Below are 15,603 nucleotides of genomic sequence, written 5' to 3'. Positions count from 1 at the left end.
GGATGCGACGCTTGCCGCGTCTTATCCGGCCTACAAATACAATGAACTTGATTCGAGTAGGTCGGATAAGGCGCTCGCGCCGCATCCGACAATAAACGTCCTGTCTACAGCTTAAGGATCTCTTTCACAAACGGAATGGTCAACTTACGTTGTGCAGTAATCGATGCGCGATCCAACTGATCCAACGTCATAAATAGCGTGCGCATTTCTCTGTCGAGCCGCTTCAGCAAGAAACGTCCCACATCTTCCGGCAGTTCAAAACCACGCAAACGGGCGCGTAACTGTAAAGCCTGCAATTTGTCTTCATCAGAAAGTGGCTGCAACTTGTAGATCTGCCCCCAGTCGAGACGTGATGCAAGATCCGGTAACCCCAGATTCAACTGACGTGGTGGACGATCGCCAGTGATCAGCAACCGTGTTTTACCTGACTCCAGAATCCGATTGTAGAGATCGAAAATCGCCATCTCCCACAACTCATCGCCAGCAATACACTCAATATTGTCGATGCAAACCAGCGACAGTTGTTCCATACCATCGAGCACTTCCGGAACAAACCAGGTGCGTTTATCCAGCGGGACATAACCTACCGCATCGCCACGCTGCGACAATTCCGCGCAAGCCGCGTGCAGCAGATGGCTGCGCCCCGCGCCTTCGCGTGCCCAGAGATAGATGTAACCGCTATGTTCCTGACGCAGCACGTTTTTCATCGCGGCCAGTAAAGAGGAGTTATCCCCCGGCCAGAAACTTGCAAAGGTTTCGTCGTCAGGAAGATAAAGTGGCAAAGAGAGCTGTGCCGGTGTGTTCAGAGATACCTCAACCAGGGATTTCACAAAATCACGAGAAGTTTACCACAGAATTCCATCATGTTTGAACCGGGCAGCATTACTGCCCGGTCGCTACATTATTTTTCTGTTATATCGGCGTCTTCTGCATCCAACACCACTTCTTCCGGACGGAGCACGCTAATCAATTTAAAGATCAGGCTTAAGCCAATGCCGACGATGGTCGCCAACGCCATACCTTTCAGCTCTGCCGCACCGATGTTTACCTTCGCACCGCTGACACCGATGATCAGGATCACGGAAGTCAGGATCAAGTTCTGTGCTTTGTTGTAGTCCACTTTCGATTCAATAAGTACACGAATACCAGAAGCGCCGATGACACCGTAAAGCAGCAGCGAAACGCCGCCCATCACCGGCAGTGGGATCATCTGGATAGCCGCAGCCAGTTTACCAACACAGGAGAGCAGAATGGCGAAGATCGCCGCACCACCGATTACCCAGGTACTGTAGACTCGGGTGATCGCCATAACGCCGATGTTTTCCCCGTAGGTAGTGTTTGGCGTGGAACCAAAGAACCCGGAGATAACGGTCGACAGGCCATTAGCGAACATGGAACGGTGCAGGCCCGGATCGCGCAGCAGATCTTTTTTCACGATGTTAGCCGTTACCACCAGATGCCCCACGTGTTCGGCAATAACCACCAGCGCCGCAGGCAGAATGGTCAAAATGGCAAACCACTCAAAGCGCGGCGTGTAAAAGGTCGGCAGAGCAAACCAGTGAGCGTTAATAATCGGCGTGGTATCGACAATACCCATTGCGAAGGAGAGCGCGTACCCCACCAACACGCCAATCAAAATCGGGATAATCGCCAGGAAACCGCGGAACAGAACGGAACCTAAAACCGTAACCGCAAGGGTAGTAATGGAGATAATGATGGTTTTGGAATCTGGCATTTGCCCTTCAGTCGGGAGTAAGCCAGCCATGCCAGCGGCCACGCCCGCCAGCTCCAGACCGATGACAGCAACGATTGCCCCCATTGCCGCTGGAGGAAACAGCACATCCAGCCAGCCAGTCCCTGCTTTCTTCACAATAAAAGAAACCAGACAGAACAGCACGCCGCACATAATAAAGCCGCCCAGCGCGACTTCATAACCCAACGGCAACAGCAATAACACCGGAGAAATAAAGGCAAAGCTCGAACCAAGATAAGCCGGGATTTTCCCTTTACAGATGAAGAGATACAGCAGCGTTCCGATACCGTTAAATAACAGTACGGTCGCCGGGTTGATATGAAATAAGACGGGCACCAGGACGGTTGCACCAAACATGGCGAACAAATGTTGTAAACTAAGCGGGATTGTCTGTAAAAGTGGCGGTCTTTCACTCACCCCGATAGCACGGCGCGTCATAGTATTATCCTCTGTATATTATGTGTTATAGGCGCTTTACTCAAAAAAAAGCCGACTCTTAAAGTCGGCTTTAATTATTTTTTATTCGTTATTTCGTACCAAAGATTTTATCACCAGCATCGCCGAGGCCCGGGATAATGTATCCGTGCTCATTCAGCCCCTGGTCAATCGATGCGGTATACAGCTCGACGTCCGGATGCGCTTTTTCCAGCGCAGCGATACCTTCTGGCGCAGCCACCAGCACCAGCACTTTAATGCTGCTGCAGCCCGCTTTTTTCAGCAGGTCGATGGTCGCGATAACGGAACCACCGGTTGCCAGCATTGGGTCAACGATCAGCGCCATACGCTCATCGATGTTAGAAACCAGTTTCTGGAAGTACGGTACCGGCTCCAGTGTTTCTTCATCACGGTACATACCGACTACGCTGATGCGCGCGCTCGGAACGTTTTCCAGAACACCGTCCATCATCCCCAGACCCGCACGCAGAATTGGCACCACGGTAATTTTCTTACCTTTGATCTGGTCAATTTCTACCGGGCCGTTCCAACCTTCGATAGTGACTTTTTCCGTTTCGAGGTCGGCGGTCGCTTCGTAAGTCAGCAGGCTACCCACTTCGGAAGCGAGTTCGCGAAAGCGCTTGGTACTGATATCTTGCTCACGCATCAGTCCCAGCTTGTGTTTGACGAGTGGGTGTTTGACTTCCACGATCTTCATACTCTTTCTCCTTTGAGGGCAGCCACAAAAAAAATCGACGGATTATACCGCCATTCTTTTCATCGACAACATTTTTTTACTTGATGCTGATCAAGCATAGGCGGGGTTGCCAGGAATAGAGTAGCAAATCTCAGTACTCATCAGCTTTTGCGCCAGGATGCGCGAGACATGAAAAAACGGAAAAGTAAAAAAGAGCAAGCGTGGGCGGAAGCCTCTACTTTTGAGAAGGTGTTATACCGGAGCTATCAGGCAGCTTTTGTGATTTTTAGCCTGTGGACTGGCTGGGTGGTTTATGATGAAGTGCAGATGCGGCAAGACTCAGTTGCGACGATGTCGACGATTTACAATGTGCGTTTCATCTCACCGGAAGAAGCTGCAAGTAAAGGCTTATGTAAACTACATGGCCGGAACGCGAATTGCGATTTTCGATATACCTTCACCGTTGAATTTCAGGCGAGTGGACGCAAAAGAACAGCAGAATTTATTGATACATCCTGGAATCCCGGCAACAGAAAGTCTGTCTGTATCAATTATGTGAAAAGCGACCCCGAAATTGTAAAATTTTGCCACGCCTTCTGGTTCAAACTTCACAAAGGCTATTTTGGATTCCCCTTTGGCTTCTGGTCATTGACCATAATGGGTGCATTAGGCATCGCTGTAACCATTGCCGCTGAAAAAGTAAAACAGCGATTTCGGCGAGCATCTCAACCTCCACCAAAACAGCAGTGGTATCGGATTAGCGACAGGCAAACCGGACAGCTACTGTTGGAAACAAATAATAAAAAAGAGGTCAATATTCTGCTGAATCAAAAGAAAATAACCGCCATCAGAGGCGGGGGAAACAGCGAGATTGTGACGATCAACGGCAGGAAAATAGCGCGTTCCTGGGTTATTTACGAGGTGATTGAACGCAATTCCAGACGCACGAAGAAAAAAGCATCCTAACGCGGCCAGCTTTCGCTGGTCGTTCCATGATTACAGCTTCTCGCCGTTAGAGACGATCACCTCTTTATACCAGTTGAACGATTTTTTACGGCTGCGTGCTAGCGTGCCGTTACCTTCGTTATCTTTATCAACGTAAATAAAGCCGTAGCGTTTTTTCATCTCGTTAATATGGGCTGCGAGATAATCAATACGGTACTGGTCGTTCACCGTACCGTCGCTTTCCTGCACGTCGATCGAGCCAAAACCGTTCTCTACGATAAACAGCTGTAGCTGATAGTGGTCACAGAACCAGTTCAGCGAATAGCGCAGCCCTACCGGGTCAATCTGCCATCCCCAATAGAATTTATGCACGTATGGGTTAGAAACCAGGCTGGTTGTTTATCTCGTTAAAGGTCATCCAGTACTTCACTGGATGCTGATAATGGGTGAAGACAACCTGGGCAAAGCGCACGAAGAAGTCGATGAGTTTACGGTTACGCCTGCCGTCATTACATCAGCCACGTTTTCATAGCAAAGTTATCGAAGCGACGGATAGCGCCGCCCATTTTTAGCGCGGTGCCGCCAATATCAAATGCTGCAATGCCCATCGTTCTCATCCTTCCCGAATGGTAAAACGACACGCTGACTTCTCGTTTTCGCAAAAACAGAAACCGATTTCAGTTGCACCATGTGCATTCAACGCAACTGATGCAAGGACAAAAATGTACCCGGTTTCATTTTCGTGAATAGTATCAAAGTTGACCGCGTTCTCAGGCCGAACGGCAAAAATCCACCCCCTAAAAAATGGATGCACAATGGGCTCGCAAACGTTTGCTTAGACTGTTAGAATTGCGCCGATTTTTCTTGCTAACGCAAACGCGTGGAGACTTAGCAGTGACCGACAAAACCTCTCTCAGCTATAAAGATGCCGGTGTTGATATTGACGCAGGAAACGCTCTGGTTGACCGAATCAAGGGGACGGTGAAGAAAACCCGTCGCCCGGAAGTGATGGGGGGATTGGGGGGATTCGGCGCATTGTGCGCGCTGCCGCAAAAATATCGAGAACCCGTACTGGTTTCCGGCACTGACGGTGTAGGCACCAAGCTACGTCTGGCGATGGACTTAAAACGTCACGACACCATTGGTATTGATCTGGTCGCCATGTGTGTTAATGACCTGGTGGTGCAAGGCGCGGAACCGCTGTTTTTCCTCGACTATTACGCAACCGGAAAACTGGATGTTGATACCGCTTCAGCGGTGATTAGCGGCATCGCGGAAGGTTGTCTGCAATCGGGCTGTTCGCTGGTGGGCGGCGAAACGGCAGAAATGCCGGGGATGTATCACGGCGAAGATTACGATGTCGCTGGTTTCTGTGTTGGGGTGGTAGAAAAATCAGAAATCATCGACGGTTCTAAAGTTAGCGACGGCGATGTGCTCATTGCGCTCGGCTCCAGCGGCCCGCACTCGAACGGTTACTCGCTGGTACGCAAAATTCTCGAAGTCAGCGGTTGCGACCCGCAAACTACAGAGCTGGACGGAAAACCTTTAGCCGATCATCTGCTGGCGCCAACCCGTATTTATGTGAAGTCAGTGCTGGAATTGATTGAAAAGGTTGATGTTCACGCCATTGCGCACCTGACCGGCGGCGGTTTCTGGGAAAACATTCCTCGCGTATTACCAGAAAACACTCAGGCAGTGATTGATGAATCCTCCTGGCAGTGGCCGGAAGTGTTCAACTGGCTGCAAACGGCAGGTAACGTCAGCCGCCATGAAATGTATCGTACCTTCAACTGCGGCGTCGGGATGGTTATCGCCCTGCCTGCTCCGGAAGTGGACAAAGCTCTCGCCCTGCTCAATGCCAACGGTGAAAACGCGTGGAAAATCGGTATCATCAAAGCTTCTGATTCCGAACAACGCGTGGTTATCGAATAATGAATATTGTGGTGCTTATTTCCGGCAACGGAAGTAATTTGCAGGCAATTATTGATGCCTGTAAAACCAACAAAATTAAAGGCACCCTACGGGCAGTTTTCAGCAATAAGGCCGACGCGTTCGGCCTTGAGCGCGCCCGCAAAGCAGGTATCGCAACGCATACGCTAATTGCCAGCCAATTTGACAGTCGGGAAGACTATGATCGGGAGTTGATGCACGAAATCGACATGTACGCCCCCGATGTGGTAGTTCTGGCCGGTTTTATGCGCATTCTCAGCCCAGCGTTTGTTTCCCACTACGCCGGACGTTTGCTAAACATTCACCCTTCCCTGCTACCGAAATATCCCGGTTTGCATACCCATCGTCAGGCGCTGGAAAATGGCGATGAAGAACACGGTACATCAGTGCATTTCGTCACCGATGAGCTGGACGGCGGGCCGGTGATTTTGCAGGCTAAAGTTCCGGTTTTTGCCGGTGATACGGAAGATGAAATCACCGCTCGCGTGCAAACTCAGGAACATGCTATTTACCCGCTGGTCATTAGCTGGTTTGTTGATGGTCGTCTGAAGATGCATGAAAACGCCGCGTGGCTGGATGATCAGCGTCTCCCACCGCAGGGCTACGCCGCCGACGACGAGTAATCTTCCGCATATTTAAAGCGCCAGCGCTACTGCTGGCGCTTCTCATTTCTCCTGTAAATCGCAGGCTTCAGCAGTTTTTTTCCCCCTTTTCTGGCATAGTTGGACATCTGCCAACATTGCTCGCCATAATATCCAGGCAGTGTCCCGTGAATAAAACGGAGTAAAAGTGGTAATGGGTCAGGAAAAGCTATACATCGAGAAAGAGCTCAGTTGGTTATCGTTCAATGAACGCGTGCTTCAGGAAGCGGCGGACAAATCTAACCCGCTGATTGAAAGGATGCGTTTTCTTGGGATCTATTCCAATAACCTTGATGAGTTCTATAAAGTTCGCTTCGCTGAACTGAAGCGACGGATCATTATTAGCGAAGAACAAGGTTCTAACTCTCATTCCCGCCATTTGCTGGGCAAAATTCAATCCCGCGTGCTGAAAGCCGATCAGGAATTTGACGGCCTTTACAATGAACTGCTACTGGAGATGGCGCGTAACCAGATCTTCCTGATTAATGAACGCCAACTCTCCGTTAATCAACAAAACTGGCTGCGTCATTATTTTAAGCAGTATCTGCGTCAGCACATTACGCCGATTTTAATCAATCCTGACACTGACTTAGTGCAGTTTCTGAAAGATGATTATACCTATCTGGCGGTGGAGATAATTCGTGGCGATACCATCCGTTACGCGCTGCTGGAGATCCCATCGGATAAAGTTCCGCGCTTTGTGAATTTGCCGCCGGAAGCACCGCGTCGACGCAAGCCAATGATTTTATTGGATAACATTCTGCGTTACTGCCTTGATGATATCTTCAAAGGCTTCTTTGATTATGACGCGCTGAATGCCTATTCGATGAAGATGACCCGCGACGCCGAATACGATTTAGTACACGAGATGGAAGCCAGCCTGATGGAGCTGATGTCTTCCAGTCTGAAACAGCGTTTAACCGCAGAGCCAGTACGTTTTGTTTATCAGCGTGATATGCCTAACGCGCTGGTTGAAGTGTTGCGTGAGAAACTGACTATTTCCCGTTACGACTCAATCGTCCCTGGCGGTCGTTACCACAATTTTAAAGACTTTATTAATTTCCCTAATGTCGGCAAAGCGAATCTGGTTAACAAACCACTGCCGCGTTTACGCCATATCTGGTTTGATAAAGCCCAGTTCCGCAACGGTTTTGATGCCATTCGCGAACGCGATGTTCTGCTCTATTACCCTTATCACACCTTTGAGCACGTACTGGAACTGTTGCGTCAGGCCTCGTTCGATCCGAGCGTGCTGGCGATTAAAATCAACATTTACCGTGTGGCAAAAGATTCACGCATCATCGACTCGATGATCCACGCTGCGCACAACGGCAAGAAAGTGACCGTGGTGGTTGAACTACAGGCACGTTTTGACGAAGAAGCTAACATTCATTGGGCGAAGCGACTAACCGAAGCTGGCGTGCACGTTATCTTCTCTGCGCCGGGGCTGAAAATTCACGCCAAACTGTTCCTGATTTCACGTAAAGAAAACGGTGAAGTCGTCCGTTACGCGCATATCGGGACCGGGAACTTTAACGAAAAAACCGCACGTCTTTATACCGACTATTCGCTGCTGACCGCCGATGCGCGCATCACCAACGAAGTGCGGCGGGTGTTCAACTTTATTGAAAACCCATACCGTCCGGTGACATTTGATTATTTAATGGTGTCGCCGCAAAACTCCCGCCGTCTGTTGTATGAAATGGTGGATCGCGAGATCGCCAACGCACAACAAGGGCTGCCCAGCGGTATTACTCTGAAACTGAATAACCTGGTCGATAAAGGACTGGTCGATCGTCTGTATGCGGCATCCAGTTCCGGCGTGCCGGTAAATCTGCTGGTACGCGGGATGTGTTCGTTGATCCCCAATCTGGAAGGCATTAGCGACAATATTCGTGCTATCAGCATTGTTGACCGTTACCTTGAACATGATCGGGTATATATTTTTGAAAATGGTGGCGATAAAAAAGTTTACCTCTCTTCCGCCGACTGGATGACGCGCAACATTGATTATCGTATTGAAGTGGCAACGCCGCTGCTCGACCCGCGCCTGAAGCAGCGGGTACTGGATATCGTAGATATTCTGTTCAGCGATACGGTGAAAGCACGTTATATCGATAAAGAACTCAGTAATCGCTACGTTCCCCGCGGTAATCGCCGGAAAGTTCGGGCGCAGTTGGCGATCTACGACTACATAAAATCACTCGAACAACCAGAATAACCTATGCCAATACACGACAAATCCCCTCGCCCGCAGGAGTTTGCTGCGGTCGATCTTGGTTCAAACAGTTTCCACATGGTTATTGCCCGTGTGGTGGATGGCGCCATGCAGATTATTGGCCGCCTGAAACAACGGGTACACCTGGCAGATGGTCTGGGGCCAGATAATATGTTGAGTGAGGAGGCGATGACGCGCGGTTTAAGCTGTCTGTCGCTGTTTGCCGAGCGCTTGCAAGGTTTCTCTCCCTCTAGTGTCTGCATTGTCGGGACACATACACTGCGTCAGGCGCTGAACGCTACTGATTTTCTGAAACGCGCCGAAAAGGTTATTCCCTATCCGATTGAAATTATTTCCGGCAACGAAGAGGCTCGTCTGATTTTTATGGGTGTGGAACATACCCAGCCGGAAAAAGGTCGCAAACTGGTTATTGATATTGGCGGCGGCTCAACGGAGCTGGTAATTGGAGAAAATTTCGAACCGATTCTCGTCGAAAGCCGCCGGATGGGTTGCGTTAGCTTTGCCCAGCTTTATTTTCCGGGCGGAGTCATCAATAAAGAGAATTTTCAGCGCGCACGCATGGCGGCTGCACAAAAACTGGAAACATTAACCTGGCAATTCCGTATTCAGGGCTGGAACGTTGCTATGGGGGCTTCCGGCACCATTAAAGCCGCCCACGAAGTGTTGCTGGAAATGGGCGAGAAAGACGGCATCATCACACCAGAGCGCCTCGATAAACTGGTGAAAGAAGTATTGCGTCATCGTAATTTCTCGGCGTTAAGTTTGCCGGGTCTGTCGGAAGAACGGAAAACGGTTTTTGTTCCTGGTCTGGCTATTTTGTGTGGTGTATTTGATGCCTTAGCCATTCGTGAACTACGGCTTTCTGACGGGGCGCTGCGTGAAGGCGTTTTGTATGAAATGGAAGGACGTTTCCGCCATCAGGATGTGCGTAGCCGCACCGCCAGCAGTCTGGCCAACCAGTATCACATTGACAGTGAACAGGCCCGACGGGTGCTCGACACAACTATGCAAATGTACGAACAATGGCGGGAACAGCAACCGAAGCTGGCGCATCCACAACTGGAAGCATTACTGCGCTGGGCCGCCATGCTACATGAAGTCGGATTAAGCATTAATCATAGCGGCCTTCATCGCCATTCTGCGTATATCCTGCAAAACAGCGACTTGCCAGGGTTTAATCAGGAACAACAACTGATGATGGCGACGCTGGTGCGTTATCATCGTAAAGCGATTAAGCTCGACGATTTGCCACGCTTTACGCTGTTTAAGAAAAAACAGTTCCTGCCGTTAATTCAACTGTTGCGTCTTGGCGTATTACTTAACAATCAACGTCAGGCAACCACAACACCGCCGACATTGACTCTGATTACTGATGATAGCCACTGGACGTTACGTTTTCCGCATGACTGGTTTAGCCAGAACGCGCTGGTATTGCTTGATCTGGAAAAGGAGCAAGAATACTGGGAAGGCGTGAATGGCTGGCGGTTAAAAATTGAAGAAGAAAGCACGCCGGAAATCGCGGCTTAATATGAAATGAAAACGGGCCAACCTGTTGCGTTGGCCCAAATGAATTACGCGCTTTCTCGAACAGGTTCTCTTTCAGCCGTAATCGCAATTAACGGCTGCGGTTCACCAATCAAAAAGCCTTGCAGGTAATCAATACCCAAAGAGTGTACGGCTTTGCGAATCTCTTCATTTTCAACATACTCCGCAACCACTTGCATTTTCTTCATTCGTGCCAGATGACAAATCGATGCCACTATCTGGTAATCCAGACTATTCGAGGCAATATTACGGATGAAGCTGCCATCAATTTTTAATAAATTGGCATTCACATTTTTTAGCCGCGCATAACTTGCGTATCCGGTGCCGAAATCATCAATAGCAATCTGGCATCCTAACTCCTGAAGATGTTGTAACGTATTCTGTGCCTGCTTAACATTGGTAAGGGCATTACTTTCGGTGACTTCAAAGATAAGCTGCCACGCCTCTATTTGGTATTTCGCTAATAACTTACTAATTTTAACAGGAAAGCGGGCCTGACAAACTGAAGTTGGCGACAAATTAATCGCAAATCGTTGGGCGGGCATTTTCTCTTTATTTTCCGCCATAAATTGCAATGTATGTTCGATGACCCACATGTCGATACTGGACGATAAGCCAAATTCATGCGCAACCGGCAAGAAATTATCAGGATTGATGAGTTCATCATTCTCCCCTCGCATACGCAGCAAAATTTCATGATAGATATCGCCGCGCGCTCCAGTAATTGGCTGGGCCATAAGGCAAAAATCGTCGTGCTCAAGCGCCTGCTGTAGCCGATTCATCATTGCCACTTTGTCTTTTAATTCTCGCTGCAGATACATTGCTCCGCGACGCTGCATATTTTCCGGGGCATTAGTCACTATAGAGAGTTCAGCAACCGTACTTAACTCGCCTAACAGCAAATAAATATGATTCACTGGCGAACGGACATAGCAATAGCTGACACCAATCTGTGGTTGCAATGGCATATCATCCCAAAAGAAACGAAACTGCTTAAGATGGTTATCCAATGCGATAATGCGCTCCTGGTGAGACTCTGTATTCAGTCGCAGCGCGAGATCATTGCCAGAAAGCTGATAAACGTCTTCTCCGGGTTCCAGTAAAGGTGCCAGCCAATGTGAAAGCTTTTGTTTGTATTGGATACGCAGCATGATGCCATAGTTCTTTACCAGCATTTCCATACCGGGAATGCGTAAAAAACATAGCGCGGACCAGGGCGCATCACGCAACGCGCGATTCAAAGCTCGAACATTCGGCAGATGAACAACCGGGTCCACGTAAGCCAGCCGCTGAATGCGTTTGGTCACCGCTCGTTGACGCGTTGCCAGAACCGCCATGTAATTGACGATAAAAGAAAATACCAGATAGCTGGAGGAGGTTATGGTTAGTTGAGTGGTATACCCATGATAAAGGGGAATATAATTCTGGTAGCTATGGATACTGATCATCAGCACTATTGCCCAGAGCAACGAGATCAGCTTGTAGCCATAACGCATCGCTCCCCACATCATCAGCGGCAGCAATAACGACAAGGTATAGTTGGTGCTGAAAATTGTGCTTTTTTCATTTAAAGGCATACATAGCAGAAATAACAATGCGCCCAGAGCAAGCAACCACAGCGCGAACTCTTTTTTTGTAACTTTACTGTCAATCTGTTGTTTTAATTGAGAATAATAGCTTCGCAAATAAAATGGATTTCGTACAGAACGAACGATGAAGTAGCAAAGCGGGACGCCTATCAGATTACCCACCAGTAAAGCCTGATAATTAATTAAGGTTCCCAGATTAAAGGGCATGACGCCAACCAGATTTGTTCTGTTCGCCAGTAAACCTACAAACGCCGCAAACTGGAAGAGCACCAGAAACAACGTTGCAGGGAAAACAATCTGCCAAAAAATGCGCTGGGAAATTAAGCGGGTATCGCCATGTGAAACGTTGTTACGTCGGGGAGTAAACACCCTGTAGCCGCCCCAACAAAGAATGATAATGATAATGAAATTAACCGTTAACGAGAGCGTTTCATAAAAACCAAGCTCGGCATACTTGCGAATAAAAATCCCTAAAGCAATACCTGGCAATGCTGCCCAGCTAAAAAACATCATCATACTGATCATCAGCGCTAGCGGCAGATAAAAGAGAAAAACTTCACCAGAAGAAATATGTGCGTACGTATTTATATGGGCAAAAACAGGCAAGATTATAGACGGCAGGATCAGCGGAAGCCCCCACCATTTATCACGTATATTTATATAAGTTGCATTCAGTTTCATAGATGCTCAGCAGAACCCCTTACATCCTGAAAGGGTGTATTCAGACAGGCATCCCACCTGACTTCGATGGATGATTATTCATCGCAATTAAGGAGCATTGATTCTAATTGTCATATGAAAGTTCCAATTGATATATATCAAACAAAATTACCCTGTTCAATGAATTATTACGTTTATCATGTTAACCCGTCATTATTACATCATTATTGTAAATAATTAAATTAACTTCCATAACATTAAAATATGTATCAACTGACGCTTTTTTACATAATGAACAATTGACCATTGCGCCCGGGTATGCCTTAATGTAAGTACCGTCCATGGCATGGACATACCTTGAGGAACCCTTTGTGAGTCAGCCAACCAGTATGCGAAAACGACACCGATTTAACAGTCGCATGACTCGTATCGTATTGCTTATCAGCTTTCTCTTCTTCTTTGGCCGCTTTATCTACTCCTCCGTTGGCGCCTGGCAGCATCATCAGAGCAAAAAAGAAGCTCAGCAATCCACATTCTCTATCGAATCCCCGGTACAACGTTAGCGGTTACCTTCGTCACCTTTACTGAACAAGACGGCTCAATGCTGTCAGATACGGTTGCTCTTTGTTGTTATCAAAGCGGCAGGCATTTATTTATCTAAATTTTTACCTCTTTGTTCTGATTTCGAATCATTCTGCAATAAGACGCAATGTATATTAAACATAATATATATGTTTTTATTATGCGTTAATGCATATATATTTATTCAATGAATTTAAATAAATTTAATCTATTCCTTCATAGTCTATACATTTACTTTCCTCTTTCGATGATCTTAAATGTCTTGTTTTTCGTAAAGTCTATAACAAGGAATAGTGATGAAATTTAAAAAATGTCTTCTGCCTGTGGCAATTTTAGCGTCATTCATGTTGGCAGGATGCCAATCAAATGCTGACGATCATGCCGCCGATGTTTATCAAACTGATCAACTGAATACCAAGCAAGAAACTAAAACCGTTAATATCATTTCCATTCTTCCCGCAAAAGTTGCCGTAGACAACTCCCAAAATAAACGGAACGCACAAGCCTTCGGCGCACTTATTGGCGCAGTCGCTGGCGGCGTTATCGGCCACAACGTCGGGTCTGGCAGTAATTCCGGAACGACGGCAGGTGCAGTTGGCGGCGGAGCTGTAGGCGCAGCAGCAGGTTCTATGGTGAATGATAAAACCTTAGTGGAAGGTGTTTCTTTAACTTATAAGGAAGGCACCAAAGTGTATACATCCACACAGGTGGGTAAAGAATGCCAGTTTACGACGGGTTTAGCTGTCGTTATTACCACGACGTATAACGAAACGCGTATTCAGCCAAATACCAAATGTCCTGAAAAGAGCTAATAATCAGGAGGAGTCATGAAGAAAGTTTTTCTTTGCGCCATCTTAGCCTCCTTAAGCTATCCGGCTGCCGCCTCATCATTGCAGGATCAACTCTCGGCTGTCGCAGAAGCAGAACAGCAAGGTAAAAATGAAGAGCAAAGGCAGCATGACGAATGGGTCGCGGAGCGCAACAGGGAAATTCAACAAGAGAAACAGCGTCGCGCAAACGCTCAGGCAGCCGCCAATAAAAGAGCGGCGGCAGCAGCAGCGGATAAGAAAGCTCGCCAGGATAAACTGGACGCCGAAGCCACTGCGGATAAAAAACGCGATCAAAGTTATGAAGATGAGCTGCGCAGCTTAGAGATTCAGAAACAAAAACTGGCGCTGGCGAAAGAAGAAGCCCGCGTTAAGCGCGAGAACGAATTTATCGATCAGGAGCTGAAGCACAAAGCCGCGCAAACTGATGTCGTGCAATCTGAAGCTGACGCTAACAGGAATGTGACAGAAGGTGGTCGCGATTTGATGAAAAGCGTGGGTAAAGCAGAAGAGAATAAATCGGACAGTTGGTTTAATTAATCGTCTTTCTACCACAAAGCCCATGATTCGTGAGAGTTATGGGCTTTTAATATGAACAATAAACGCCAAGGGATGTACTACCCCAAAAAGTTGGACTACCAACAAAGTTATGTGAACAGGTCAGAATTGTTCAAAAAATCGAGTTAACTAAAACGATTCGATGCGTTTCCAATATAGTTGTTTTCTAGCGAGTTAATTTATCTTTTCTATGTTATTAGGATTTTCTTATTGGTTCGCTTTTGACTGGTAAACTATATGGTTTATTTTGAATTCTTCGAGCAATCGCATGTCCGATAGTTACAAAAGGCTTCTCTATAAAATTATAAGATATAATTGATACTATGAAGGTTGCGCAGATCAAAGCAAGAAAAACCCCAAAACCCTTACTATCCAACATCCCATAAGGCTTAAGGTATACAACTGCCAGGGTATAAACAACCATATGATTAATGTAAAGTGAATAGGATATTTCGCCAATATACGTTAGCGCCTTATTACAATATACTTCCCTGCATTTAGAAATAAGAACCAGAGGAGCAACAATCATAAATGAATACCCCCCCCACGCCACAATTCCAGGACCAATTTTTAAACCAAGGCATAGTAGAAGGAGGGCAAACAGAGCAGTAATATTAAGAAATTGAACAACAGGCATTTTATCTAAAAAATCAAAAGGCACATTAATATACGCCTCTGCCACAATCATCCCCAATATAAAATCATAACTTATGGGATTAGAAATAAATACTAGATTGCGAATAATCCCATCTCCAAATGGAGGTTGCGTAACGGGGTTTAAAAAAATATTTCCATGGAAGTACAGTTGGCTCAACATACAAATAGTTATTAATATAGACGTAGCAATTACAGTCCTGTATTTGTGGTTTATGCATAATGAAATGCAAAATACAGTATAAAACCAAATCTCATAAGTTAATGTCCATGCTGGTATTATTATACTATACCCTGACCAAGGTCCAATGAAATTATAATCTATAGGTATGAGCATATAGCTTTTTATAATCTGCGATATAGTATATATTGTTTCATAATTCAGGGATATAACTAAGGTCAATACTATAAAATATACTGGATACAATCTAAAAAAACGTTTTATTGCAAACTCCAATGGTTTGTTTCTATCTTTATTGATTGAAGAATAAGTTATTATAAATCCGCTTATGATCTTGACCCGCTATC

At 46.8% G+C, this 15,603-nt stretch carries 14 protein-coding genes and 2 pseudogenes; 8 read left to right on the top strand and 8 right to left on the bottom strand.

Features of this window, described 5'->3' with window-relative positions; all coding sequences use genetic code 11:
* Positions 1-104: 104 nt before the first annotated feature.
* The 3 genes from FEK46_RS15940 to upp form a co-directional block, all read right to left on the bottom strand.
* Positions 105-806: a DnaA inactivator Hda gene (locus FEK46_RS15940; protein ID WP_074399451.1), complete on the bottom strand. Its 702-nt coding sequence runs from the start codon at positions 804-806 to the stop codon at positions 105-107.
* Positions 807-901: 95 nt separating this feature from the next.
* The gene (uraA, locus tag FEK46_RS15935) at positions 902-2,191 is read right to left on the bottom strand and encodes a uracil permease (protein ID WP_130207461.1); all 1,290 of its coding nucleotides are present in this window, start codon (positions 2,189-2,191) and stop codon (positions 902-904) included.
* A gap of 88 nt (positions 2,192-2,279) precedes the next feature.
* A complete protein-coding gene (gene upp / locus FEK46_RS15930; protein WP_130207463.1) occupies positions 2,280-2,906 on the bottom strand; it encodes a uracil phosphoribosyltransferase in 627 nt (208 codons plus the stop codon).
* A gap of 168 nt (positions 2,907-3,074) precedes the next feature.
* Between upp and FEK46_RS15925 the strand changes: the two genes are divergently transcribed.
* Positions 3,075-3,851 (top strand): hypothetical protein, encoded by a 777-nt coding sequence (locus FEK46_RS15925; RefSeq protein ID WP_135559796.1) that lies wholly within the window; start codon positions 3,075-3,077, stop codon positions 3,849-3,851.
* Between the two features lie 30 nt (positions 3,852-3,881).
* Here FEK46_RS15925 and FEK46_RS15920 read toward each other — a convergent pair.
* Together FEK46_RS15920 and FEK46_RS23755 are read right to left on the bottom strand one after the other, a co-directional pair.
* Positions 3,882-4,229 (bottom strand): annotated as a pseudogene (locus FEK46_RS15920) (family 1 glycosylhydrolase); the annotation flags it as partial.
* A pseudogene (locus tag FEK46_RS23755) lies at positions 4,222-4,326 on the bottom strand (family 1 glycosylhydrolase); the annotation flags it as partial. The pseudogenes FEK46_RS23755 and FEK46_RS15920, both read right to left, overlap by 8 nt.
* 398 nt (positions 4,327-4,724) lie before the next feature.
* Between FEK46_RS23755 and purM the strand changes: the two are divergent.
* From purM to ppx, 4 genes are all read left to right on the top strand, one after another.
* A complete protein-coding gene (gene purM, locus FEK46_RS15910; RefSeq protein ID WP_130207469.1) occupies positions 4,725-5,762 on the top strand; it encodes a phosphoribosylformylglycinamidine cyclo-ligase in 1,038 nt (345 codons plus the stop codon).
* Positions 5,762-6,403: a phosphoribosylglycinamide formyltransferase gene (gene purN / locus FEK46_RS15905; protein ID WP_130260487.1), complete on the top strand. Its 642-nt coding sequence runs from the start codon at positions 5,762-5,764 to the stop codon at positions 6,401-6,403. Before purM ends, purN begins: the two co-directional genes overlap by 1 nt.
* 172 nt (positions 6,404-6,575) lie before the next feature.
* Positions 6,576-8,642 (top strand): polyphosphate kinase 1, encoded by a 2,067-nt coding sequence (gene ppk1, locus FEK46_RS15900; RefSeq protein ID WP_130207473.1) that lies wholly within the window; start codon positions 6,576-6,578, stop codon positions 8,640-8,642.
* Between the two features lie 3 nt (positions 8,643-8,645).
* Positions 8,646-10,187: an exopolyphosphatase gene (ppx, locus tag FEK46_RS15895; RefSeq protein WP_130260486.1), complete on the top strand. Its 1,542-nt coding sequence runs from the start codon at positions 8,646-8,648 to the stop codon at positions 10,185-10,187.
* Between the two features lie 44 nt (positions 10,188-10,231).
* On the opposite strand, the gene FEK46_RS15890 is transcribed toward ppx, so the two are convergent.
* The gene (locus FEK46_RS15890; protein ID WP_135559797.1) at positions 10,232-12,475 is read right to left on the bottom strand and encodes a sensor domain-containing phosphodiesterase; all 2,244 of its coding nucleotides are present in this window, start codon (positions 12,473-12,475) and stop codon (positions 10,232-10,234) included.
* A gap of 181 nt (positions 12,476-12,656) precedes the next feature.
* Positions 12,657-12,797 carry a hypothetical protein gene (locus tag FEK46_RS23425; RefSeq protein WP_165383276.1) on the bottom strand — a complete coding sequence of 47 codons (141 nt, stop codon included), beginning with the start codon at positions 12,795-12,797 and terminating at the stop codon, positions 12,657-12,659.
* 28 nt (positions 12,798-12,825) lie between these two features.
* Between FEK46_RS23425 and FEK46_RS15885 the strand changes: the two genes are divergently transcribed.
* The 3 genes from FEK46_RS15885 to FEK46_RS15875 all read left to right on the top strand — a co-directional run bounded on the left by FEK46_RS15885 (position 12,826) and on the right by FEK46_RS15875 (position 14,403).
* Positions 12,826-13,017: a YfgG family protein gene (locus FEK46_RS15885; RefSeq protein ID WP_165383277.1), complete on the top strand. Its 192-nt coding sequence runs from the start codon at positions 12,826-12,828 to the stop codon at positions 13,015-13,017.
* 312 nt (positions 13,018-13,329) lie between these two features.
* Complete coding sequence (locus FEK46_RS15880) at positions 13,330-13,848, top strand: glycine zipper 2TM domain-containing protein (RefSeq protein WP_165382790.1); 519 nt, start codon at positions 13,330-13,332, stop codon at positions 13,846-13,848.
* Between the two features lie 15 nt (positions 13,849-13,863).
* The gene (locus FEK46_RS15875; RefSeq protein WP_130207481.1) at positions 13,864-14,403 is read left to right on the top strand and encodes a DUF5384 family protein; all 540 of its coding nucleotides are present in this window, start codon (positions 13,864-13,866) and stop codon (positions 14,401-14,403) included.
* 214 nt (positions 14,404-14,617) lie between these two features.
* On the opposite strand, the gene FEK46_RS15870 is transcribed toward FEK46_RS15875, so the two are convergent.
* Complete coding sequence (locus tag FEK46_RS15870) at positions 14,618-15,586, bottom strand: acyltransferase (protein ID WP_276608986.1); 969 nt, start codon at positions 15,584-15,586, stop codon at positions 14,618-14,620.
* Between the last annotated feature and the right edge of the window lie 17 nt (positions 15,587-15,603).

Origin of the sequence: Escherichia sp. E4736 (assembly GCF_005781225.1) — a bacterium.
GTDB lineage: Bacteria > Pseudomonadota > Gammaproteobacteria > Enterobacterales > Enterobacteriaceae > Escherichia.
The sequence above is the reverse complement of the archived record's forward strand: the minus strand, read 5'-3'. Positions and strand labels throughout refer to the sequence as shown.